Origin of the sequence: Streptomyces sp. NBC_01304 (assembly GCF_035975855.1) — a bacterium.
GTDB lineage: Bacteria > Actinomycetota > Actinomycetes > Streptomycetales > Streptomycetaceae > Streptomyces.
Map to the genome: position 1 here is coordinate 3,457,369 of NZ_CP109055.1, position 22,966 is coordinate 3,480,334.

Annotated in this window: 18 protein-coding genes; 5 read left to right on the forward strand and 13 right to left on the reverse strand. The window is 70.6% G+C overall.

The features are described 5' to 3' along the window. Positions 1–1,287: an AI-2E family transporter gene (locus OG430_RS15010; protein WP_442816713.1), complete on the reverse strand. Its 1,287-nt coding sequence runs from the start codon at positions 1,285–1,287 to the stop codon at positions 1–3. Positions 1,288–1,515: 228 nt separating this feature from the next. Then, positions 1,516–1,710, reverse strand: coding sequence for a DUF3046 domain-containing protein (locus OG430_RS15015; protein WP_327352994.1), 195 nt, complete (start codon positions 1,708–1,710; stop codon positions 1,516–1,518). Positions 1,711–1,790: 80 nt separating this feature from the next. On the opposite strand from OG430_RS15015, the gene OG430_RS15020 reads away from it, so the two are divergent. Then, complete coding sequence (locus OG430_RS15020; protein ID WP_327352995.1) at positions 1,791–2,750, forward strand: hypothetical protein; 960 nt, start codon at positions 1,791–1,793, stop codon at positions 2,748–2,750. Here the strand turns inward: OG430_RS15020 and OG430_RS15025 are convergent. From OG430_RS15025 to OG430_RS15035, 3 genes are read right to left on the reverse strand one after another with little or no spacing between them, the layout of a single operon-like run. Then, positions 2,721–4,025 (reverse strand): PucR family transcriptional regulator, encoded by a 1,305-nt coding sequence (locus tag OG430_RS15025; protein WP_327352996.1) that lies wholly within the window; start codon positions 4,023–4,025, stop codon positions 2,721–2,723. The two genes, OG430_RS15020 and OG430_RS15025, sit on opposite strands and share 30 nt — an antisense overlap. Before the next feature lies 1 nt (position 4,026). Continuing rightward, complete coding sequence (locus tag OG430_RS15030) at positions 4,027–6,003, reverse strand: TIR domain-containing protein (RefSeq protein ID WP_327352997.1); 1,977 nt, start codon at positions 6,001–6,003, stop codon at positions 4,027–4,029. Positions 6,004–6,019: 16 nt separating this feature from the next. Then, positions 6,020–6,919: a DUF4231 domain-containing protein gene (locus tag OG430_RS15035; protein WP_327352998.1), complete on the reverse strand. Its 900-nt coding sequence runs from the start codon at positions 6,917–6,919 to the stop codon at positions 6,020–6,022. 231 nt (positions 6,920–7,150) lie between these two features. Here OG430_RS15035 and OG430_RS15040 point away from each other — a divergent pair, with 231 nt between their 5' ends. From OG430_RS15040 to OG430_RS15055, 4 genes are all read left to right on the forward strand, one after another. Further along, complete coding sequence (locus tag OG430_RS15040) at positions 7,151–11,821, forward strand: ATP-dependent helicase (RefSeq protein ID WP_327352999.1); 4,671 nt, start codon at positions 7,151–7,153, stop codon at positions 11,819–11,821. 67 nt (positions 11,822–11,888) lie between these two features. Continuing rightward, the gene (locus tag OG430_RS15045; protein WP_327353000.1) at positions 11,889–12,452 is read left to right on the forward strand and encodes an EF-hand domain-containing protein; all 564 of its coding nucleotides are present in this window, start codon (positions 11,889–11,891) and stop codon (positions 12,450–12,452) included. A gap of 257 nt (positions 12,453–12,709) precedes the next feature. Further along, complete coding sequence (locus tag OG430_RS15050) at positions 12,710–13,504, forward strand: Fpg/Nei family DNA glycosylase (RefSeq protein WP_327353001.1); 795 nt, start codon at positions 12,710–12,712, stop codon at positions 13,502–13,504. A 101-nt stretch (positions 13,505–13,605) separates the two neighbouring features. Further along, on the forward strand, positions 13,606–14,385 hold the full coding sequence (locus OG430_RS15055) for an SDR family NAD(P)-dependent oxidoreductase (protein ID WP_327353002.1): 780 nt from the start codon (positions 13,606–13,608) through the stop codon (positions 14,383–14,385). A gap of 153 nt (positions 14,386–14,538) precedes the next feature. On the opposite strand, the gene OG430_RS15060 is transcribed toward OG430_RS15055, so the two are convergent. The 8 genes from OG430_RS15060 to OG430_RS15095 all read right to left on the reverse strand — a co-directional run bounded on the left by OG430_RS15060 (position 14,539) and on the right by OG430_RS15095 (position 22,860). After that, positions 14,539–14,910, reverse strand: coding sequence for a hypothetical protein (locus tag OG430_RS15060; RefSeq protein ID WP_327353003.1), 372 nt, complete (start codon positions 14,908–14,910; stop codon positions 14,539–14,541). Positions 14,911–15,057: 147 nt separating this feature from the next. After that, positions 15,058–15,528 carry a Dps family protein gene (locus OG430_RS15065; RefSeq protein WP_327353004.1) on the reverse strand — a complete coding sequence of 157 codons (471 nt, stop codon included), beginning with the start codon at positions 15,526–15,528 and terminating at the stop codon, positions 15,058–15,060. Between the two features lie 208 nt (positions 15,529–15,736). Then, positions 15,737–16,120 (reverse strand): helix-turn-helix domain-containing protein, encoded by a 384-nt coding sequence (locus OG430_RS15070; RefSeq protein ID WP_327353005.1) that lies wholly within the window; start codon positions 16,118–16,120, stop codon positions 15,737–15,739. Between the two features lie 109 nt (positions 16,121–16,229). Beyond that, entirely contained in the window at positions 16,230–16,790 is a 561-nt protein-coding gene (locus OG430_RS15075) for a CinA family protein (protein ID WP_327353006.1), read from the reverse strand. After that, a complete protein-coding gene (pgsA, locus tag OG430_RS15080) occupies positions 16,787–17,461 on the reverse strand; it encodes a CDP-diacylglycerol--glycerol-3-phosphate 3-phosphatidyltransferase (RefSeq protein ID WP_327353007.1) in 675 nt (224 codons plus the stop codon). Before pgsA ends, OG430_RS15075 begins: the two co-directional genes overlap by 4 nt. Next, positions 17,458–18,930, reverse strand: coding sequence for a 30S ribosomal protein S12 methylthiotransferase RimO (gene rimO / locus OG430_RS15085; protein WP_327353008.1), 1,473 nt, complete (start codon positions 18,928–18,930; stop codon positions 17,458–17,460). Before rimO ends, pgsA begins: the two co-directional genes overlap by 4 nt. Positions 18,931–19,033: 103 nt before the next feature. Next, on the reverse strand, positions 19,034–19,879 hold the full coding sequence (locus OG430_RS15090) for a helix-turn-helix domain-containing protein (RefSeq protein WP_327359104.1): 846 nt from the start codon (positions 19,877–19,879) through the stop codon (positions 19,034–19,036). 227 nt (positions 19,880–20,106) lie between these two features. After that, entirely contained in the window at positions 20,107–22,860 is a 2,754-nt protein-coding gene (locus tag OG430_RS15095) for a DNA translocase FtsK (RefSeq protein ID WP_327353009.1), read from the reverse strand. Between the last annotated feature and the right edge of the window lie 106 nt (positions 22,861–22,966).

Sequence of the window (22,966 nt, forward strand, 5' to 3'; positions counted from 1 at the left end):
TCACGACGAATGCGGACCCGACTCCGAACCCGAACCCGGTCCCGAATCCCGTCCCGGTCCCGAACCTGAACCCGGTCCCGAACCCGAATCCGGTCCCGAACCTGAACCCGGTCCCGAACCCGAATCCGGTCCCGAACCCGAATCCGGTCCCGATTCCGGTGCAGAAGCGGAGTCGCTCTCCTCGCCCCGCAGCTTCGTGCGCGCCCGCGCGAGCGCCCACCCACCCCCACGGCGCCGGTGGCCGTGCACGCGCGGGTCGTCCGTCACGTCGTACCGCTTCACGTACGCGCCCAGGAAGGCCTGCAGTGTCGCGACCGCCGGAATCGCGATCAGCGCGCCGACCGCACCGAGCAGCGCGGTACCCGCGACGACCGAGCCGAAGGCCACCGCGGGGTGGATGTCCACGGTCTTCGCGGTGAGCTTGGGCTGCAGCACGTAGTTCTCGAACTGCTGGTAGATCACCACGAAGACCAGCACCCACAGCGCGTACCAGGGGTTCACGGTGAAGGCGATCAGCATCGGCAGGGCGCCCGCCAGATACGTACCGATGGTGGGGATGAACTGCGAGATGAGGCCCACCCACACCGCGAGCGCGGGCGCGTACGGCACGTCGAGGGCCTGCAGCAGGATGTAGTGCGCGACGCCGGAGATGAGCGCCATCAGGCCGCGCGAGTAGAGATAGCCGCCCGTCTTGTCGACCGCGATCTCCCAGGCGCGCAGCACCTCGGCCTGCTTCGCGGGCGGCAGCACGGAGCACAGGGCCCGCCGCAGTCGCGGCCCGTCGGCCGCGAAGTAGAACGAGAAGAGCAGGATCGTCAGCAGCTGGAAGAGCCCGCCGAGCACCTGGGCGGAGACGTCCAGGACACCGCTCGCACTGTTCTGGACGTACTTCTGCAGCCAGTCCGAGTGCATCAGGCTGTCCTGCAGTTCCACCCGTGACAGCTCGGTGTGGAAGGTCGTGTTGATCCAGTTGATGACCGAGTCGAGGTAGCTCGGGAAATCGTCGACCATGTCGACGATCTGGCCCGCGAGCATCGAGCCGAGCAGCGTGATGAAGCCCGCCCCCGCGATCACCACCCCGAGGAAGACGATCGCGGTGGCCACCCCACGGCGCATGCGGTGCGAGGCCATCCAGCTCACCGCGGGTTCGACCGCCAGCGCGAGGAAGAACGCGATCAGGATGTTGATCAGCAGCCCGGTCAGCTGGTGGAAGGCCCAACTGCCCAGCTGGAAGCAGGCGAAGAGCGCGAGGGCAAGCACCATCGCCCGCGGCAGCCACCGCGGCATGCGGTTGCCCCGCCAGGCCGACTCGGGCCCGTCGGGGGGCGTCGTGGTCGGTGGGCCGGCGTGCTGCGCGAGGTCTTCAGTCGGTGCCACGGAGCAAGTCTCGCGCACGCAACTGACAATCGGGCACCAGTCCGCCACGGCTCAGGGCCGATCGGGACGGGTCTCCGGGGTTGTCCGGGGCTTCTCCTTGCATCGCCGGCGTGTGCCGGTCCGGTCGCCGGACAGGCCTCAGCGCTTGTCGGCCGGGACCCCCATCGCGCCGCACACGGCCCGCCACACGTCCTTGGTTTCCCAGCCGGCGTCGAGTGCCTCTTGCACCGTTCGCCCGCCGAGCTCCGACATCACATGATCGCGCGCAAAGGAGTCGGCGTACGCCGCACCGAAGTGCTCCGCCATCCGCTCCCAGAAGACCGTCAACCGCATACCTTAAGTATCGCGCCCCTGAGGGTGAGCCCAGGGCCTAGGGGCTGCCCTACGGCGATTACCGGCCTACGGTCCGGTGCATGGCTGAATCCCCAGCATCGGCAACAGGAGCGACCGCCCCCGACTCCTCGCTCCCCCAGCTCTCCCGTCTGGCCCGCGCCGAGCAGTTCATCTGGCTCACCGCGCGCGTGCTCGAACAGCGCAGGTTCGCCCATCACTTCCTGGGCGAGCCCGCCGACCCGGTCGAGACCGCCCTGGCCGCGTACCGCAACGAGGACGACGGCTACGGCCACGCCCTCGAGCCCGACCTGCGCGGTCCGGTCAGCCAGCCGCTGCACACCGCGCACGCCCTGCGCGTCCTGGACGCCGTCGGGCGGTGCGGCGGGCAGCGGGCCGAGCGGGTGTGCCGCTACCTCTCGGAGGTGTCGACCCCCGAGGGCGCGCTGCCCGCGATCCATCCGAGCCAGCGCGGCTATCCGGCGGCCCCCTTCGTCCCGGTCGTGGACGATCCGCCGAGCGATCTGCTGGCCACGGGGCCGGTGGTGGGGCTGCTGCACCGCAATCAGGTGTGGCACGCCTGGCTGTTCCGGGCCACCGACTACTGCTGGGCGGCGGTGGAGTCGCTGGACAAGTCCCATCCGTACGAGATCCACGCGGCGGTCACCTTCCTGGACGGCGCCCCGGACCGCTCGCGCGCCCGCGCGGCGGCCGACCGGCTCGGGCGCCTGGTCCGGGAGCAGCGGCTCGCGGTGCTCGACCCCGAGCGGCGCGAGGACTTCCCGGTGGCGCCCGGCTACGCACCCGGCGAGCAGCACTTCCCGCACGACTACGCGCGCGCGGCGGAGTCCTTGGCCCGCTCCTGGTTCACGGACGAGGAGATGGGACGTTCGCTCGACTTCCTGGAGAGCGAGCAGCAGGAGGACGGCGGCTGGCCGATCCACTGGCGCCAGTGGGCCCCGGGCACGGCCCTGGAATGGCGCCCCATCGTCACGATCGAGGCGCTGCGCACCCTAAGGGCGCACGGACGGGCCCTGACCTGACGACGGTCCGGCATCCGGACCTGACGGTGGGCCACCGCCCGCACCGCGTACAGGACTTGGGCCGTCCACGGATTCGGATTCCGGGTCCCGCGCGGCATCCCGCAGCAACAGCGCCGCGATCGCGAGCGCCGTCCCGCGCGGGGCGGAGAGATCGAGACCGGTCTGCTCCGCGATCTTCGCGAGCCGGTTGTCCACGGTGTTGGGGTGCAGCCCAAGCGTCGCCGCCGTGCCCCTGCGGTCCTGCCCCTCGGCGAGATGCGTACGCAGCGTCTGCAGCAGCTCGGGCCGGTCCGTGAGGGGGTCCAGGAGGGCCGCGATCCGATGGCTCGACTCGTTGGGCCGGGAGAGATGGAACTCGAGCAGGACGTCCTCCAGGCGGTGCAGCCCCGGGGGCAGCCCGCACGCGCGCGTGATGCGCAGTATCTCGGTGGCCGTCCGTGCCGCGCCGGGTATCTCGTCGGGCGCCGCCACGGGCACGCAGGCGACCCGCACCGGCGCCCCTGCCGCCCGGCTCAGCCGCGCCGCGAGGTCGTCCGGCGGCGTGCCCGGCCCGGGTGCGACGGCCCGGCCGAGGTCCCCTTCGAGCAGCGCGGGCACCTCCGTACCGAAGGCCTGGTCGAGGGCCGACTGCAACCGCCGCTGCAGCCGTCGCTCCGCCACCGGCCCCCGCTTCGGCGCGGACCCGGGTCCCGCACCGTCGGCCACCCGCAGGGCGAGCACCGACGCGGGTCCGTGCAGCCGGAGTTCGTCCAGGAGTACGTGTCCGGCCGGCAGCACGCCGTCGAGCAGTCCCCGCACCAGTGAGCGGCGCTGGGCCCGCACATCGGCGTCCAGGGCGGCGCGCTCGTCGACGTACGTCTCGGCGACCGCCCCGACGACCCGGTGGTGCGAGGCGAGGAGCAGGTCGACCAGTTCGGCCAGGTCCGCCTCCTCGCCGGGCCCCGCGGCCTCGCGCAGCGCCTGCCACAGGACGTACATCCCGAGGGAGTGCGTGCGCAGGAGCAAGTGCAGTGGCATGCCCTCCTCGGCACGCTGGGCGGCGCGTTCGCGGAACAGGCGCAGGTCGGCCCGGGCGATGCCCGGATCGGCCACACGGCGCAGGAAGAGCCGGATGCCGTGCCGCGCGGTCGCGGCGATCTCCATGTCCTTGATGTCGCCAGGGAGTTGGGCATAGCCGGGGAGCGTCGCGAAGGCCTCGCGCGCCATGCGCCGGGCGAGTTCGGGAACCCGCGGTTCGACGCGCTGCGCGAGGGCCTGCGCGGTGGTGGACAGCACCTCAGGATTCGATGGAGTGATGGCGCCGGGAGTGCGAGTCGTCGACCCACAACTCGTAGACGTAGATCCCGCCGACCGTGTCGTCGTCGAGCGGCCCGATCTTCTTCGACTGGAAGTTGAAGCCCTGCTCCTTCAGGATGCCCTCGTACAGGGAGCGGGAGAGCTTGAAGTCGCCCTGCCGGTCGAGGCCGGACTTGAGGGCGGCGGACTCCAGCTGGATCAACTCCCGGTGCGCGTGCGCCTCTTTCGCCTCACCGAGCTCCTCGTACTCCTCCGCGCGGTCGGCGGAGTACTTGATGATGTGGCCGTGATAGCTGTGCAGCGCGGCCCGCCATTCATCGGGGTCCTTCGGGTCGTACTCCGGAAGGAACTCGTCGCCGACGATGATGCGGCCGCCGGGCGTCAGGTTCTGCTTGATGTTGCTGAAGTAGCGGACCTTGTCCTCGGGTTTGATGTGGTGGTCCGCGAACGAGGAGAAGACGAACTGGAATCGGCCGTCCTCGTTGTCGGCGACATAGGTGCGGCTGTCCGCGTTGATCGCGGTGGCGTTCCCATGGGCGCGCAGATTGCGTTCCAGTTTGTTGCTGCAGGCGAAGTCGATCTCGACGGCCGTGCAGTCGACCTCGTTCTCGGCCGCGAGGCGACGGGTGAAGATTCCCGTGCCGGCGCCCAACTCCAGTACCCGGCAGCGCCCGGAGGGGCCCGAAAAGGCATTGTCCCGGCGGTGCCGGAAAAGCGTCAGCATTTCATTCATCATGTCGACGTAATACGCGTGACGCTCTTCGTATTCGTCGTAGTCGTCGATGGCGATGTACAGAGACATTTCAGCGGTTCTGAGCATGAGCGGGGAAATTTTCCAGTCTTCGAAGATCTGTTGGCTCATCGCCGCTACGCCACCGCGAGCCTCCGAGCCGATCTGGGACGAGACCGAGACGATCTTGTCAAATGCCCTGTCGTGATCGATGACTTCATCGGTGTCGGCGGAGAAGCGGATGACTTTCTCTCTGGCCGAACCAGAGTAACTGCCCAGAACCTGGTCCCCGTCCACCTCGATGATCGAGAAGTCCTTGCCGTAGGCCCCGAACTTGGCCACCAGGTGTTCATAGCTGATGGCGTACACGTGGTACACCGTCGCATAGTAGACGAGAGTCTCGTACATGCGGTGGAAATCACTGTCGGCGGTGAAGGCGAAGACGCGGACGCTCTCCCGGTGCGACGTTTCGTTGATCTCCCGGCCCACGCCCTGCTGCCAGAACAACTCTTCCTGGTCCACCAGTGCGAGCGCCTTGACCCGTGCGTGCAGGGCCTGTTGAGCCGATAACAGGTAGAACGGGTACTGCGTGGCGGGCACGGTGTACTGCCTGCCCTCGTCCAGCAACTCCAGCTGGCTGCCCATCTCGGTGAGCGAATGGCTCACGATGTGCCGGAAACACCTGTTGGTCTGGAAATCCAGGTTCTCCCGAATGTGCTGTGCCGCGGTCTGCACCTTCTCCAGGCCCACGATGAAATCACGGGGAGTGGCCGGCAAAGAGTTCAGGCTGTTGATCAGGTCGCCCCAGGGGGCGGAATGCTGCAAGAAGTTGAAGCTGTGCAGATGGTCGAGGCGCGAGGCCCGCGATGTCGTTTCGAAGCGCAGCGGAAAGACCGGGACTCCCACACCCAGGGCATAGGCCCATTCCGAGGTGACTTCCTCCGATGTGCGCGCGGCCTCGGTGAGAATGACGAGAATCGCGTCGGACGACCTGATGAGCCGCAGCAATTCATTGCGCCAGTCCTGGCCGGCCTGCAGGGCGTCGCGGTCCACAAGGACGTCGAAACGCGCCGACTTCAACTGTCGAATAACGCGTTCCGCATAAGACTTATTGCTGTGGCTGTACGAGATGAATACCCGCATCATCCCCCCTCTGCGCGCACGCCTACACAGCGTTACCGCGACTGTAGCAAGGTCAGAGATCTCTCCGGAAGTGCTAAGTGGCACGGCAAAAAGGGGCAGTTCACACGGCCTCCCTGCGAGCGAGCCACATGGTGTGCTCGCGCGAGATCGCGTCCTCGGCCTCGCTGCACCTGCGCGCCCATTCCGCCTCGTCCTCCCCCAGGGTGGCGAATCCGGCCTTGACCTGCTCCAACTCCCGCGCGGTGAGCCCGTATGCGGCGGCCAGCGGCCGGTACTGCTTGAGCTGCATCCACGCCGTACCCGCGGCGGCCACGGCCGAGGCGCTGCCGAGCCCGTCGTAGTCGATCATGCCGAACCCGTCGAGAAACCCACCCACCAGACCGGCGACGGTGGCGACGATCGTCACGACCGCCCAACGATTGGCGATCCGCCGGAACTTCTCCGCCTTGCGGGAGTACCAGTTCCCCTCGGCCACCAGGCGCCCGTCGACATACGTCTGCCGCCGCACGGCCAGGGGTTCCTGTCGCAGCCGATGCATCTTCGCGGTGATCTCGCCCGGTCCGACCACACCGCCCGGCCACACGTCCGCCATGTCGTGCTTGATGGCCTCGATGTCGTTCACCAGACGCGTCGACGCGGCGGCATCGGTGCAGGCGAACGGCTCGGCCCGGACCGCGAACTTCCAGGCGAGCGTACGCAGCGACTCGGCCGCGGCCCGTCCGCGGTACCACGTCCGCTGCGGGTTGCCGATGGCCAGCCAGAGCGTGGGAATCAGCGACGCCGCCAGCGAGGTCGCCGCCGCCAGGGCGCTCAGGTTGAGCCCGTCGTCGGTCTCGAAGTCGAAGCCGCCGAGCACGGCGCCCGCGACAAGGAACGCAAGCTGCAGCGCGGACCACCGCACGGTGTCCGTCTGCCCGTCCAGCGAGGACCGGTCGGCCGAGCGGAACATCGGAGGAAGGTCGCTGTCCGTCAGGACGAGCTCACGCGGTGCACCCGGCATGGCCAGGATCATGACAACGTCCGCCGAACGGCGCAAGAGACCCCGGTCCGAGCCTTGAGCACGACCCGCCGAGCCCTCGATCACCAGCCCGCCACGAGCCCGCCACGAGCTGCGTCACACCCCGACCACACCCCCGCCACGACCGGTCACGCACGAGCAGACCCCGGCCACGACCGGCCCCACGCCCGCCCACGACCCGGATTGTCAGTGCCGGGGTGCACGATGGGGACCATGGCAGGGACGACAGCGCTCGCATCCTTCTCGCCCGCGACCCGCGGCTGGTTCACGGGCGCCTTCTCGGCGCCCACGGCTGCCCAGGAAGGCGCCTGGCGGGCCATCGGCGAGGGCGCGGACGTCCTGGTCGTGGCCCCGACCGGCTCCGGCAAGACGCTGGCCGCCTTCCTCTCCGCCCTGGACGGCCTCGCGAGCAGCCCGCCGCCCGCGGACCCGAAGAAGCGCTGCCGGGTGCTGTACGTATCGCCGCTGAAGGCCCTCGCCGTGGACGTGGAGCGCAATCTGCGCTCGCCCCTCACGGGCATCAGGCAGGAGTCCGTGCGCCTGGGCCTGCCCGAGCCCGAGGTGAAGGTCGGCATCCGCTCCGGCGACACCCCGGCCGCCGAACGCCGCTCGCTCGCCACCAAGCCGCCGGACATCCTGATCACGACCCCCGAGTCGCTCTTCCTGATGCTGACGTCGTCCACGCGCGAGGCGCTGACGGGCATCGAGACGGTGATCCTGGACGAGGTGCACGCGGTGGCGGGCACCAAGCGCGGCGCCCACCTGGCGCTCTCCCTGGAGCGCCTCGACGAACTCCTGCCGCGCCCCGCACGCCGCATCGGCCTGTCGGCGACGGTACGTCCGGTGGACGAGGTCGCCCGCTATCTGTCGCCGCAGCGCCGCGTGGAGATCGTCCAGCCGCCCTCGGGCAAGGAGTTCGACCTGTCGGTGGTCGTCCCGGTCGAGGACCTGGGCGAGCTGGGCGGCTCGCCGGCCACCGACGCCTCGGGTGGTCAGGACGAGAAGGCCGAGCGGCCGTCCATCTGGCCGCACGTCGAGGAGAAGATCGCCGACCTCGTCCAGGCGCACCGCTCCACCATCGTCTTCGCCAACTCCCGCCGCCTCGCGGAGCGGTTGTGCAACCGGCTGAACGAGATCGCGTACGAGCGCGCCACCGGCGAGACCATGCCGGAGGACCAGACTCCTGCCGAGGTGATGGCCCAGTCCGGAGCCGCCAAGGGCGCCCCGCCCGTGCTCGCCCGCGCGCACCACGGCTCGGTCTCCAAGGAGCAGCGCGCCCTCGTCGAGGAGGACCTGAAGGCGGGCCGCCTGCCGGCCGTCGTCGCCACCTCCAGCCTGGAGCTGGGCATCGACATGGGCGCGGTCGACCTGGTCGTCCAGGTCGAGTCCCCGCCCTCGGTGGCCTCCGGCCTGCAGCGCGTCGGCCGCGCGGGCCACCAGGTGGGCGCCGTGTCCACCGGTGTCGTCTTCCCCAAGTACCGCGGCGATCTGGTGCAGTCCGCGGTGGTCACCGAGCGGATGCGCTCGGGCGAGATCGAGTCCCTCAAGGTCCCCGCCAACCCCCTGGACGTGCTGGCCCAGCAGCTGGTCGCGATGGTCGCCCTGGACACCTGGCAGGTCGACGACCTCCTTGCCGTCACCCGCCGCGCCGCCCCCTTCGCCTCGCTGCCCGAGTCGGCCTTCACCGCCGTCCTCGACATGCTCGCGGGGCGCTATCCGTCCGACGCCTTCGCGGAGTTGCGCCCACGCGTGGTGTGGGACCGCGTGGCCGGTACGGTCACCGGGCGGCCGGGAGCGCAGCGCCTCGCGGTCACCTCCGGCGGCACCATCCCCGACCGCGGCCTCTTCGGCGTCTTCCTCGCGGGCAGCGACCCCAAAAAGGGCGGCGGCCGGGTCGGCGAGCTCGACGAGGAGATGGTCTACGAGTCCCGCGTGGGCGACGTCTTCACGCTGGGCACCAGCTCCTGGCGCATCGAGGACATCACGCGCGACCGCGTCCTGGTCTCCCCCGCCCCCGGCGTCCCCGGCCGGCTGCCCTTCTGGAAGGGCGACCAGCTGGGCCGCCCACTCGAACTGGGCCGCGCCCTGGGCGCGTTCCTGCGCGAAGTCGGCGGCCTCAGTACGGACGACGCCCACACACGCCTCGCCAAGGCGGGCCTCGACCGCTGGGCCGCGGAGAACGTGGTCTCGTACCTCGAGGAGCAGCGCAAGGCCTGCGGCCACATCCCCGACGACCGCACGATCGTCGTCGAGCGGTTCCGCGACGAGCTGGGCGACTGGCGAGTGGTCGTGCACTCCCCCTTCGGCGCCCAGGTGCACGCCCCCTGGGCGCTGGCCCTCGGCGCGAAGCTCACCGAGCGCTTCGGCATGGACGCCCAGGTCATGCACGCCGACGACGGTCTGGTGCTGCGCCTGCCGGACGCCGATCTGATGGGCCTCGACCTGCTCGACCAGGAGCCTGCGAAGCTCGGCATGGAGTACGACGCCGAGCAGGCTCCCGTGGGCGCCGCCGATGTCCTCTTCGACAAGGGCGAGGTCAACCAGATCGTCACGGACCAGGTGGGCGGCTCGGCCCTGTTCGCCTCCCGGTTCCGCGAGTGCGCCGCCCGCGCGCTGCTGCTGCCCCGCCGCAGCCCCGGCAAGCGCACCCCGCTGTGGCAGCAGCGCCAGCGCGCGGCCCAACTCCTCCAGGTGGCCAGCGAGTTCGGTTCGTTCCCGATCGTCCTGGAGGCCGTACGCGAATGCCTCCAGGACGTCTTCGACGTACCCGGCCTCACCGAGCTGATGGGCGACATCGAGTCCCGCCGCGTCCGCCTCGTCGAGGTGACCACCCCCGAACCCTCGCCCTTCGCCCGCTCCCTGCTCTTCGGGTACGTGGCCCAGTTCCTGTACGAGGGCGACTCACCCCTGGCCGAACGCCGTGCGGCGGCCCTCTCTCTCGACTCCCGCCTGCTCGCCGAACTCCTCGGCCAGGCCGAACTGCGCGAGCTCCTGGACGCCGACGTCCTGCACGAGCTGGAGCGCGAGCTCCAGTGGCGCACCGAGGACCGCCGCATCAAGGACGCCGAAGGCGTCGCCGACCTGCTCAGGCTCCTCGGCCCGCTCACGGACGCCGAGTTGGCCGAGCGCGGCGGCGACCGGCAGTGGCCCCAGGACCTCGCCGCCGCCCGCCGAGCCATCCGCGTCCGCATCGCCGGCACCGACCACTGGGCGGCCATCGAGGACGCGGGACGCCTGCGGGACGCCCTCGGCACGGCACTCCCCGTCGGCGTACCGGAAGCATTCACCGAGCCCGTCAAGGACCCTCTGGGCGACCTCCTGGCCCGGCACGCGCGCACCCACGGCCCCTTCACCTCCGCCACCGCCGCCGCGCGCTTCGGCCTCGGCACGGCCGTCACCGAGGGCGCCCTGCAGCGCCTGGCCGCCCAAGGGCGCGTCGTCCAGGGCGAGTTCCACCCGGCGGGCATCGGCCAGGAGTGGTGTGACGCCACCGTCCTGCGCAGGCTCCGCCGCCGTTCCCTGGCCGCCCTGCGCCAGGAGCTGGAGCCGGTGCCGCCCGCCGCGCTCGCGAGCTTCCTGCCCCAGTGGCAGCACATGGGCGGACACGGCCTGCGCGGCATCGACGGCCTGGTCCGTGCCATCGAGCAACTACAGGGCGCATCCGTACCCGCGTCCGCCCTGGAGAAGCTGGTACTCCCCTCCCGCGTACAGGGCTACAACCCGGCCCTCCTCGACGAACTCACCACTACCGGCGAGGCGTTGTGGGCCGGCGCGGGCGCCCTGCCCGGCAAGGACGGCTGGATCTCCCTCTACCTGGCCGACTCCGCGCCCCTCCTCCTGCCCGAACCCCAACCCATGGAGCTCACCGCCCTCCAGGAATCGGTCCTCACCGCGCTCTCCGGCGGGTACGGCCTGTTCTTCCGCCAGATCACCGACCAGGTGCGCGCCACCACCCACCCCGACGCCACCGACCCCCAACTGGCCGACGCCATCTGGGAGCTGGCCTGGTCGGGACGCCTGACCAACGACACCCTGGCCCCGATGCGCGCCCTGCTCGGCTCGGGCCGCACCGCGGGCTCCACCGCCCACCGCGCCAAGCGGACGATCCCGCGCGGGCGTTACGGCTCGCTCACCGCCGCCGCCCGCCCGGCATCCCGCACCGGCCCGCCCACGGTCGCCGGCCGCTGGTCGCTGCTCCCGGCCCGCGAGCCCGACCCGACCCTGCGCGCGCACGCCCTGGCACGCACCCTGCTCGACCGCCACGGCGTGGTCACCCGGGGCGCGGTCGCCGCCGAAGGCGTGGAGGGCGGCTTCTCGGCGACGTACCGCATCCTGTCCGCCTTCGAGGACAGCGGCCAGGCCCGCCGCGGCTATGTCGTCGAGGGCCTCGGTGCGGCCCAGTTCGCGATGGACGGCGCGGTGGACCGCCTGCGCGCGGCCGCCACCGCACAGGAGCGCGGGGACACCCCCGCCGGCGCGGACCGCACGGTGGTCCTCGCGGCGGCCGACCCGGCCAACGCCTACGGAGCGGCACTCGCCTGGCCCGAACCCCCCGCCGGCGCGAGCCACAAGCCGGGCCGCAAGGCAGGCTCCCTGGTCGTCCTCGTGGAGGGCGAGCTCACGCTCTACATGGAGCGCGGCGGCAAGACCCTGCTCGCCTGGCCGTCCGCCCCCGAAAGCCCCGAAGCCCCCGCATCCCCCGACGACCCCCGCCTGCGCGTCGCCGCCGAAGCCCTGGCAGGCGCGGCCCGCGCGGGCTCCCTCGGCAGTTCGGTCACCATCGAGCGGATCAACAGCGCCTCCGCCCTCACCTCACCGCTGGGCCCCCTCCTGGAAGGAGCAGGATTCATCGCCACCCCGCGCGGGCTGCGCCTGCGCGCCTGACGCATTGCCCCTACCCGCACCGATTCGGCCCAACTAGCCTGACCCTCCCCAGCCTTGGAGGCAGGCCATGCGAATCTCCCCGTTCCTCGACCGGAAGCTCGCCCGCCGCTTCGCGACGTACGACACGGACGGCAACCACTACATCGAGAGCCACGACTTCGCGACAGCCGCCTCCCGCCTGGGCGACGCTTTCGGCCTCAATCCCGACGCCGCCCCGCTGGTCCGGCTGCGCGAGCTGCTCCTCGGCCTATGGGCCCACCTCGCCCGGGCCGCCGACAAGGACGCGGACGGCCGGGTCAGTGAGGCCGAGTACAAGGCGGCATTCGCCGCAGGGCTCCTGGAGACACCGGAGTCCTTCGACGCGGGATACGTCCCGTTCCTGGAAGCCCTGATGGACATCGTGGACACCGACGGAGACGGCAAGCTCACCCGCGACGACCACGTCCGCTGGACCGGCGCCCTGATGAACCTCCCCGAGCCGGATGCCAGGGAAGTCTTCGGCCGCCTCGACAAGGACGTGGACGGATTGCTCGGCCGGGACGAACTGCTCGAGGCCATCCGCGAGTTCTACTTCAGTGAGGACCCTCACTCGACGGGGGTCTACCTGCTCGGCCCACTCGACGCCAACTAGCCGAGGCCTCGGGACGCGGAGCCTCGGTCCTCAGGACGCGGGCCTCAGGACGCGAGCCTCAGGACGCGAGCCTCAGGCCGGCACACCCCCTCCGGCGTTCGGCCAAAATCAGCCCCTCCGGCGTTTGAGGAGCGGGGCCCGGGGCGGAGCCCCGCGACCTCGACCCCGGCAGGGCTCACGCCACAACCGACCCCAACACAAGCCCCGCCCAAGAGCCCGCACCCCCCGGCCAGGGCAGGGCAGGGCACCATGGACCCATGCCCGAAGGAGACACCGTCCACCAGGCCGCCCACCGCCTGCACACCGCACTCGCGGGCAGCGCACTCACCCACTCCGACCTGCGCGTCCCCAAATACGCCACCGCCGACCTCACCGGCCGCACCGTCCTGGACGTCACCCCGCGCGGCAAGCACCTGCTCACCCGAATCGAGGGCGGCCTGACCCTCCACTCGCACCTGCGGATGGACGGCTCCTGGAAGATCTACACGCCCGGCGAGCGCTGGGGAGGCGGCCCCGGCCACCAGATCCGTGCGGTCCTCGGCAACGACCACCACACCGCCGTCGGCTACCGCCTGCCCGTCCTCGAACTGCTCCGCACCACCGACGAGCACAAGGCGGTGGGCCACCTCGGCCCCGACCTCCTGGGCCCCGACTGGGACCCGGCCCTGGCCACCGAGAACCTCCTGCGCGACCCCACCCGCCAGCTCGGCGAGGCCCTCCTCGACCAGCGCAACCTCGCGGGCATCGGCAACATCTACAAGTCCGAGCTCTGCTTCCTCGCCGCCGTCACCCCGTGGCTCCCGATCGGCGACCTCCCGGAAGGCACCCCCGAGCGCCTGGTCAAGGCCGCACACCGCCTCCTGGAGGCCAACCGCGACCGCCCCGCCCGCTCCACCACCGGCCGCCGCGACCAGCGCCTCTACGTCTACGGCCGCGCCCCACGCCCCTGCCTGCGCTGCGGCACCCCCGTCCGCCGCGCCGACCAGGGCGACGGCAGCCGCGAGCGCCCCACCTACTGGTGCCCCCGCTGCCAGTCGGGCCCCACCCCGTAGCGGCCCCGCCGAGCAGACCGGGCCACCCCGTTCCGGGCACGCAAAACCCAAAGACGTACGACCAATTGACGCCCCGTCAGATGACCTCGTACCGTCCGCTCATGCCCCTCAAGGCGTACGACCTCACCGGCCGCACCGCATTCGTCACCGGAGCGGCAAGCGGCATAGGCCGCGCCAGTGCCGTGCTGCTCGCCCAGGCGGGCGCCACCGTGCACTGCGCGGACCGCGACGAGAGCGGCCTGCACGAGACCGCGACAGCCATCAAGGCACAGGGCGGCACCGCGGCCGCCCACCCCCTCGACGTCTCCGACCGCGCCCAGGTCAAGGCCGCGGTCACCACGGCCTTCGAGCAGACCGGGCGGCTCGACATCGTCGCGGCCATCGCGGGCATCATGCACAGCAGCCCGGTCCTGGAGACCACGGACGAGGACCTCGACCGGGTCCTGTCGATCAACTTCAAGGGCATCCTGTACGCGTGCCAGGAAGCGGCCCGCCTGATGCTCGCGGCCAAGACCCGCGGCAGCATCGTCACGATGGCGTCCGGCGCCGTCGACACCGGCGGCCCGGGCCTGCTCTGCTACGGCGCGGCCAAGGCCGCCGTCGTCCAGCTCACCAAGACGCTGGCGACGGAGGTCGGCCCGCACGGCATCCGCGTCAACGCGGTCGCCCCGGGCTGGATCCGGACCCCGATGACCCAGCGCCACAACAACAGCGAGGCCCAGGTCCACACCGAGGCCCTGATGTCCCGCATGTCCCCGCTGGGCCGGGTCGGCGAGCCCGACGACATCGCCCACGCCGTGCTGCACCTGGCATCGGACGCCTCGTCATTCACGACGGGCCAGATCCTCCGCCCGAACGGCGGCGTCGCCATGCCTTGGTGACCGCCGCCGTACACGCCGACCCAGCCACTCCGCCCGAACGACGCCGTCGCCACGCCTTGGCCACCACCGTCTCCACGACGGGCCAGACCCTCGACCCGAAGGGCGCCGTCGCCACGCCCTGGCGACCGCCGTCATCCACGACGAGCCAGACCCTCAGCCCGAACGACGCCGCCGCCACGCCTTGGCGACCCTCCCCCGGACGGAGCCCGCAATCCTGCCCTGAACAGTGCCCGAGCCGGGAGCCCGGCCCTGGCCGGCGCCCGAGCCCGAAGGCCGGCCCTCAACGGCGACGACCGAGACCGCAGCCCGCGCAGACCCAGCCCGCACGGACCTCCCCCGCCACGGCACACAGTGCACCGGCAGCAGCCCCAGCCCCCAGCCGCCCGCCACCACGGCCCCCTCCAGCACCCCCGACCCCTCGGGCACCAGCGCCAGGCGCAGCACGGCCCACCACCACAGCGAGCCGAGCACCAGGCCCGCAGCCCCCCACAGAACCAGCCCCCAACGCGCATCACGCCACGTCATGGCAGCCTCCTTCGGGCCGACGCAAGGTCGACGCTAAACCCGAGAGATCACCCGAGGGGAGGGCGCACAGGGCGCATCAGAAGCACCAGGGCGCAGCAGAGGCACAACCAGGAGGCCGGCCCGGCGAGGGACGAGCAGCGAGAAGGCTCAGCCGTTCTCGGCCTGGAACATCCAGTGGTGCTTCTCGAGGTCGGCCGTGATGCCGATCAGCAGATCCTGGCTGACCGGGTCCGCATCACCGGTCGCCTCGACCCGCTCACGCATCCGCGTGATCACCGCGCCGAGCGCGTCCACCAGGTGCTGCACGGCGTCCACGTCCTTGACCCACCCGCCGGCCACGGCGGCGATCCCGCTGCTCTGCGCGACCGTCGCGGCCCGCCCGTCGGGCGAGACACCGAGTGTGGAGGCGCGCTCGGCCACGGAGTCCGAGTGCAGCCGGGCGGTGTCCACGACCTCGTCGAGCTGCAGGTGCACCGACCTGAAGCGGGGCCCGACCACGTTCCAGTGGATCTGCTTCGCGACCAGCGACAGATCGACGAGGTCCACCAGGGCGCCCTGCAGGGCGTCGGAGACGGTCTTCAGATCCGCATCGGACAGCGGGCTCTTCACGACGTACATACGTTTCCTCCCATGCCAAATCCCCCGTCTCAGCCGAGTCGTCTACCTCGGCTCTATCAACCATGGCACACCCGGCAAAAGCAGACATTTGGGAGGCCGAAAGGGGTCATTCGAGAGGCTAGGCCCGGGCCCAGGAAACGCCGGAGCCCCGGCCTGCGACTACCTGAGGTTCAGGCAGCGCACACCGGGGCTCCGGAAAGAAGCTGGATCAGGCGGCGACGACGTCCACGGCCTCCGCAGGGGCCTTGATCGTGACGCGCTCGGGCGGCACATGCGTCACGGACACGGAACGCATCGGCCGTACCGCAACGGGCACTGGCTCTCGCACCGCTGGCTCGGCCGCAGCCGACTCGGCAAGTTCGGCGAGCGACAACTCGTCGCTCACTTCGCGCATGAGCTCGGACATCCGTACGTCAAGCGCGTCGCAGATCGCGGAGAGCAGCTCGGAGGAAGCCTCCTTCTGCCCCCGTTCCACCTCGGAGAGATAGCCGAGCGATACTCGGGCGGACGAGGAGACTTCGCGCAGAGTACGGCCCTGGCGCTGGCGCTGCCGACGCAGCACGTCACCCAGCAGGCGACGGAGCAGAATCATCGGTGGCTCCCTCCTCGGACCGCGTAGCCGCATCCTTCACGCCCCACCGTACCGCCTCGCGCCGCGGCCGTGCGGGGAGCGATGTCGTGTTCACTCAGGGCTGCAAACATCAAATCCCCCCGTTCTGTTCCGTATCCTGTGCCCGCGCATTCGCGAGAAGTACGTCTACGAGCAGATCGAACACGCACCGTACACTCTCCCTACGGATTTCCGAACGGTTGCCGTTCAACCGCAGAGCGGCGACTTTCCCATCTGTCGGACCGCCTGCAGGCCCCTCGAAGCCCCCGGAATCAGCCCCGGGACCAGCGACGGCGACGTATACGGTGCCCACCGGCTGCCCGTCCTGCGGGTCCGGCCCCGCGACTCCGGTGGTAGCGATACCCCAGTCCGCCTCGAGGACCGCCCTGGCCCCCCGCGCCATCTGCAGGGCGACCTCGGCATCCACCGCACCGCGCTCCGCCAGGAGGGTGCCGTCGACGCCGAGGACCTGGTGCTTCAGTTCGGTGGCGTACGCGGTCACCGATCCCCTGAAGACCCGCGAGGCCCCCGGCACGGCCGTGAGCTCGGCGGCGACAAGACCGCCGGTCAGGGATTCGGCGACGGCGAGCGTCTCACCGCGCAGGGCGAGCAGCTCCAGAACCCGAGCGGCACCGGAGGCGACGTCAGTCACGCCGAGTGCTCCCGGGAGTCCCGAGCAGCCTCGGCCGCCGCGGCAAGACCCTGCCGGCGCAGCACGACCGCCTGGCGCACATAGTCGAGCCCGGTCACCACGGTCAGCACGACGGCGACCATCATCACCCAGAAGCGCAGCGTGGCCAGCGGCCCGGTCAGCGCCAGGACGTACATCCCCACCGCCGTCCCCTGCGCGAGGGTCTTCAGCTTGCCGCCGCGACTGGCCGGAATGACTCCGTACCGGATCACGATGAACCGCAGCAGCGTGATGCCCAGCTCACGCCCGAGGATCACCCCGGTCACCCACCACGGAAGATCACCGAGCAGCGACAGCGTGATCAGCGCGGCACCCATGATCGCCTTGTCGGCGATGGGGTCGGCGATCTTCCCGAAGTCGGTGACCAGGTTGTACGTACGCGCCAGATGCCCGTCGAAGAGATCGGTGATCATGGCGACGGCGAACGCGGCCCAGGCCAGCGAGCGCCAGGCGGGGTCGTGTCCTCCGTCGGCGAGCAGCAGCATCAAGAAGCCCGGCACCAGCACGAGCCGGAGCATGGTCAGGATGTTCGCGATGTTCCACAGGCTGGCCTGATTGACGGCCGCAGCCCCCAGCTTGCCGCCGGGTGCCGGCTTGCGCTCACCCGCCGCGGATGCCGGGACTCCGGTCATCTGCCCGCCTCCTCAAGACACTCGACCACCAGGTCGACACCAAGAGTTCCGACGACCTTTGCCTCGACCATACGACCGACAGTCAAGCCCTCACCGCTGGTGAACACCACCTGTCCGTCCGTCTCGGGCGCCTGGTGAGCGGCCCGGCCGAACGCGCCGTCCTCGCCGTCCACGGACTCCACGAGGACGCTCAGGGTCTCCCCGAGCCGCTCCTCGGCACGCTGCGCGGTCAGCTCCTCGGCCAGGCGGGAGATGCGCGCCAGACGCTCGGCGACGACCTCCTCGTCCAGCTTGTTCTCGTACGTCGCCGCCTCGGTGCCCTCCTCGTCGGAGTAGCCGAAGACACCGATCGCGTCGAGCCGCGCGTTCGTGAGGAACCGCTCCAGCTCGGCGACGTCGGCCTCGGTCTCGCCGGGGAAGCCCACGATGAAGTTGGACCGCACACCGGCCTGCGGGGCCTTGGCGCGGATCTGCTCGAGCAGGTCCAGGAACCGGTCGGTGTCCCCGAAGCGCCGCATCGAGCGCAGCACGTCGGGCGCCGAGTGCTGGAAGGAGAGGTCGAAGTACGGCGCGACCTGGTCGGTCGACGTCAGTACGTCGATGAGTCCGGGCCGCATCTCGGCGGGCTGCAGATAGCTGACCCGCACCCGCTCGATCCCCTCGACGGCGGCCAGCTCGGGCAGCAGCGTCTCCAGGAGCCGGATGTCGCCGAGGTCCTTGCCGTACGAGGTGTTGTTCTCGGAGACCAGCATGACCTCCTTGACGCCCTGCTCGGCGAGCCAGCGGGTCTCGCCGAGGACGTCGGAGGGCCGGCGCGAGATGAAGGAGCCGCGGAACGACGGGATGGCGCAGAACGAGCAGCGCCGGTCGCAGCCGGAGGCCAGCTTCACGGAGGCGACCGGGGCGTTGCCCATGCGTCGCCGCAGCGGCGCGCGCGGGCCGGAGGCCGGGGCCACGCCGTCGGGCAGGTCCTCGGGCGCGCTCTCCGCGGCCTGGGCGTCCTGCGCGTGGCCGGGCAGGGCCACGTCGGCGTCCTGGCGCTCGGCCGGGCTGATCGGCAGCAGCTTGCGCCGGTCGCGCGGGGCGTGGGCCTCGATGTTCCCGCCGCTCAGGATGGTGTTCAGGCGGCTGGAGATGTCGGTGTAGTCGTCGAAGCCGAGCACTCCGTCGGCCTCGGGAAGGGCTTCGGCGAGCTCCTTGCCGTACCGCTCGGCCATGCAGCCCACGGCCACGACGGCCTGGGTCCTGCCGTGGTCCTTGAGGTCATTGGCTTCGAGGAGCGCGTCGACGGAGTCCTTCTTGGCGGCTTCGACAAAACCGCAGGTGTTGACGACAGCGACATCCGCGTCTTCGGCGTTCTCAACGAGTTGCCAGCCGTCCGCCTCCAAGCGGCCTGCGAGCTCCTCCGAGTCCACCTCGTTACGGGCGCAGCCAAGAGTGACGAGAGCGACGGTACGGCGTTCGGGCATGGGGTCAAGACTACTTTGTTATCACGCAGGCCCCCGCCGCGAGGGTTCCTGCACCTCGCTGCGGGGGCCTGGCTACTGCCGCTCGGCCGTGCTGCGCCGCTGGTCAGCCCACTTCGGGGTCTGCGCCGTTGTCGCCCTTGGTGTAGGAGAGACGCTCGACCTGGCCCGGCTTGAAGTCGTCCTTGACCTCCTTGCCGTTCACGAACAGCTTGATCGCGCCCGCGTCGCCCACCACGAGATCGATCCGCTGCTTGTCCGTGAAGGACTTGGACTGGCCCTGCTCGAGCAGCCCGTCGAACATCAGCCGGCCGTTGTGGTCCTTGGCCGAGATCCAGCTGCGGCCCTCGTCCGCGGTGATCAGGACGGTGACCTTGCCCTTGGGGGCACCGGCGATCGCGCTGTTCCCGGGGTCGGGCTTCTGGTCGCCGGGCTTGGTCGGGGTGGGCTTGTCGGGTGACGGCTTACCGGACTGGGCCGTCGGGGTGCCTTCGGCCACCGGGTTCTTCGTGCCCTGGTCGTCGCCCTTGAACAGGGTGAAGCCGACGAAGCCGATCACGGCGACGATGGCGGCGACCATGGCGGCGGTCCAGTTGGGGCGGCGCGGCTCGGGCCTGATCCGCTCCGCCTCGAAGAGCGGCGCCGCGGGCGTGGGCGCGGGACGGCCGCCGTGCTCGGCGTCGAACCGCTCGATCAGTGGCGCCGGATCGATGCCGACGGCGCGCGCGATGGTCCTGATGTGACCGCGCGCGTAGACGTCCCCGCCGCAGCGGGAGAAGTCGTCCTGCTCGATCGCGTGCACGATGGGGATGCGCACTCGGGTGGCGGTACTGACTTCGTCGACGGTGAGGCCCGCGTCGATCCGGGCCTCCTGGAGGGCACGGCCGACCGAAGGCCGGTCGTCTTCGGTGAACGAAGGCCGGTCGTCTTCAGGGGAGTTGCCGATGGACACGAGGGCGCCTTTCGAGCGTGTAGCCACCTGCTGGATGTTCAGTCTAGGGGTGGTACGAAAGGGTGGGGCAACCGGGCAGACGCACTTTGTACGCCATCAGAATGGCCGGACATCCGACGGGTCGATCCCCGGGATCAGAATGTCCGGACTTCCTGACGGTGGGACATCTGCCTGTCCTTCCTTCCAACTTGACGTACGCCGAAGAGAAACGGTTGCCTGCCGTTCCCTTACGGGTGAGCCTCCCCGCGGATCACGGCGAGCACTCCATCCATTTCGTCCGGCTTGACCAGCACGTCCCGAGCCTTGGACCCCTCGCTGGGCCCGACGATGTTCCGCGACTCCATCAGGTCCATCAGCCGGCCGGCCTTCGCGAAGCCCACGCGGAGCTTGCGCTGCAGCATCGACGTCGACCCGAATTGGGTGGAGACCACCAGCTCAGCGGCCTGGCAGAGCAGGTCCAGGTCGTCGCCGATCTCCTCGTCGATCTCCTTCTTCTGCTTGGTGCCCACGGTGACGTCTTCGCGGAAGACGGGCGCCATCTGGTCCTTGCAGTGCTGGACGACGGCCTGGATCTCGTCCTCGGTGACGAAGGCGCCCTGCATTCGGGTCGGCTTGTTCGCCCCCATGGGCAGGAAGAGACCGTCACCCTTGCCGATCAGCTTCTCGGCACCCGGCTGGTCGAGGATGACCCGGCTGTCGGCGAGCGAGGAGGTGGCGAAGGCCAGACGGGACGGCACATTCGCCTTGATCAGGCCGGTCACGACGTCGACCGAGGGCCGCTGGGTGGCGAGCACCAGGTGGATGCCGGCCGCACGCGCGAGCTGCGTGATGCGCACGATCGAGTCCTCGACGTCACGCGGGGCGACCATCATCAGGTCGGCGAGCTCGTCGACGATGACCAGCAGATACGGGTACGTCTTGAGCTCGCGCTCACTGCCTTCGGGCGTCTTCAGCTTGCCGTCACGAATGGCCTGATTGAAGTCGTCGATGTGCCGGTAGCCGAAGGCCGCGAGGTCGTCGTAGCGAAGATCCATCTCGCGTACGACCCACTGCAGGGCCTCGGCCGCCCGCTTCGGGTTGGTGATGATCGGCGTGATGAGGTGCGGGATGCCCTCGTACGCCGTCAGCTCCACGCGCTTGGGGTCGACGAGGACCATACGGACGTCCTCGGGGGTCGCCCGGCACATGATCGAGGTGATCAGACAGTTGATGCACGAGGACTTGCCGGAGCCCGTGGCACCGGCGACCAGGATGTGCGGCATCTTGGCCATGTTCGCCATGACATAGCCGCCCTCGACGTCCTTGCCGAGCGCGACGAGCATGGGGTGGTCGTCCTCGGCGGCGTCCGCGAGCCGCAGGACGTCGCCGACGTTGACCATCTCGCGGTCGGTGTTCGGGATCTCGATGCCGACCGCGGACTTGCCGGGGATCGGCGAGATGATCCGGACGTCGGGCGAGGCCACGGCGTACGCGATGTTCTTGGCCAGGGCCGTGATCTTCTCGACCTTCACCGCGGGCCCGAGCTCGACCTCGTACCGGGTGACCGTCGGTCCGCGCGTGAAGCCGGTGACGTCGGCGTCGACCTTGAATTCGGTGAATACGTTGCTGAGCGCGGCCACGACCGCGTCGTTCGCGGCGCTGCGGGCCTTGCCCGGGCCGCCGCGTGCCAGCAGGTCGAGCGAGGGCAGCGAATAGGTGATGTCCCCGGCGAGCTGGAGCTGCTCGGCACGCGGCGGAAGGTCGCGGGCCGAGTCGGGGGCCTTCTTGGTGAGGTCGGGCACTCCGGCCAGCGGCATCTGCACGGCCCGGTCGGCGCCGGACTCCGCCCGGGGCTCCGGCTTGGGCTCCGACTCGCGCGCGGTGGGCAGCGGGGTCGGCGTCGGATCCGGGCGCTCGACCGCGGTGACGCCCTGGGTGAGGTCGGCGACCAGCGGGGACGGCGGCATGCCGTGCAGCACGGCGCCGTCGAGCGCGGCGGCCGCTGCGGCGGCCACGTCCACGGCGTCCATGGGCCGGTCGAAGGCGGGCTGCACGCTGGGCCTGCGCGGCCTGCGCCGCTTGGTCAGGGCCTCTTCCTCGGCCTGCTCCGGGTCGGACACCTGGGCAGAGTGCGGACCCCGGCGGCGGGACTTGGCGGGCAGGGCCTCGCGCCACTGCTCGTCGTAGCGGGCGTCGTCGTCCTCCTGGGCGAAATCGACGGGCTCGGGGTCCTTCTCGATGACACCGAGCTTCTGGCCGAGCAGCCGCAGGCGCTGCGGGATGGCGTTGACCGGCGTCGCGGTGACCACGAGCAGGCCGAAGACGGTGAGCAGGACCAGGAGCGGTACGGCGAGCACCTCGCCCATGGTGAAGATCAGCGGCCGGGACGCGGCCCAGCCGATGAGTCCGCCGGCATCCCTTATGGCCTCGGTGCCCTCGCCGCGCCCAGGCGCCCCGCACGCCATGTGGACCTGGCCGAGCACGCCGATGACGAGGGCGGACAGGCCGATCACGATGCGGCCGTTGGCCTCGGGCTTCTCGGGGTGGCGGATGAGGCGGAAGGCGATGGTGCCCAGGAGCAGCGGCGCGAGCAGGTCGAGCCGGCCGAAGGCTCCGGTGACGAGCATTTCGACGAGGTCGCCGACGGGGCCGCGCAGGTTGGACCAGGTACCGGCCGCCACGATCAGGGCGAGGCCGAGCAGCAGCAGCGCCAGGCCGTCCTTGCGGTGCGCGGGGTCGAGGCCCTTGGCGCCACGCCCTATGCCGCGGAACATCGCGCCCACGGTGTGCGCCATGCCGAGCCAGAAGGCGCGCACCAGCTTGTACAAGCCCCCGGTGGGGTTGGGCGCGGGCTTGGGTGCGGGCTTCTTGGCCGCCGCCTTCTTGGCGGGGGCTTTCTTCGCGGGCGCCTTTTTCGCAACGGCCTTCTTAGCCGGAGCCTTCTTCGGGGCGGCCGCTTTCTTCGCGGGCGCCTTCTTGGCTGCGGACGGACGTGAGGCCATGAGGGTGAGGTTACCGGTGGAGACCACAACGGACACGTGTGCCCACTGCTTCACCCTTTCGTGTCGCCCTTGCCACGGCCGGGAACTGACGTCGGCTCAGCGGTCC

What these genes read in the sequence shown, in the direction of transcription:
- OG430_RS15010 (WP_442816713.1), bottom strand. Translation starts at nt 1,287, where the DNA reads ATGCCGCGGTGGCTGCCGCGGGCGATGGTGCTTGCCCTCGCGCTCTTC.
- OG430_RS15015 (WP_327352994.1), bottom strand. Translation starts at nt 1,710, where the DNA reads ATGCGGTTGACGGTCTTCTGGGAGCGGATGGCGGAGCACTTCGGTGCG.
- OG430_RS15020 (WP_327352995.1), top strand. Translation starts at nt 1,791, where the DNA reads ATGGCTGAATCCCCAGCATCGGCAACAGGAGCGACCGCCCCCGACTCC.
- OG430_RS15035 (WP_327352998.1), bottom strand. Translation starts at nt 6,919, where the DNA reads ATGCCGGGTGCACCGCGTGAGCTCGTCCTGACGGACAGCGACCTTCCT.
- OG430_RS15040 (WP_327352999.1), top strand. Translation starts at nt 7,151, where the DNA reads ATGGCAGGGACGACAGCGCTCGCATCCTTCTCGCCCGCGACCCGCGGC.
- OG430_RS15045 (WP_327353000.1), top strand. Translation starts at nt 11,889, where the DNA reads ATGCGAATCTCCCCGTTCCTCGACCGGAAGCTCGCCCGCCGCTTCGCG.
- OG430_RS15050 (WP_327353001.1), top strand. Translation starts at nt 12,710, where the DNA reads ATGCCCGAAGGAGACACCGTCCACCAGGCCGCCCACCGCCTGCACACC.
- OG430_RS15055 (WP_327353002.1), top strand. Translation starts at nt 13,606, where the DNA reads ATGCCCCTCAAGGCGTACGACCTCACCGGCCGCACCGCATTCGTCACC.
- OG430_RS15060 (WP_327353003.1), bottom strand. Translation starts at nt 14,910, where the DNA reads ATGACGTGGCGTGATGCGCGTTGGGGGCTGGTTCTGTGGGGGGCTGCG.
- OG430_RS15065 (WP_327353004.1), bottom strand. Translation starts at nt 15,528, where the DNA reads ATGTACGTCGTGAAGAGCCCGCTGTCCGATGCGGATCTGAAGACCGTC.
- OG430_RS15070 (WP_327353005.1), bottom strand. Translation starts at nt 16,120, where the DNA reads ATGATTCTGCTCCGTCGCCTGCTGGGTGACGTGCTGCGTCGGCAGCGC.
- pgsA (WP_327353007.1), bottom strand. Translation starts at nt 17,461, where the DNA reads ATGACCGGAGTCCCGGCATCCGCGGCGGGTGAGCGCAAGCCGGCACCC.
- rimO (WP_327353008.1), bottom strand. Translation starts at nt 18,930, where the DNA reads ATGCCCGAACGCCGTACCGTCGCTCTCGTCACTCTTGGCTGCGCCCGT.
- OG430_RS15095 (WP_327353009.1), bottom strand. Translation starts at nt 22,860, where the DNA reads ATGGCCTCACGTCCGTCCGCAGCCAAGAAGGCGCCCGCGAAGAAAGCG.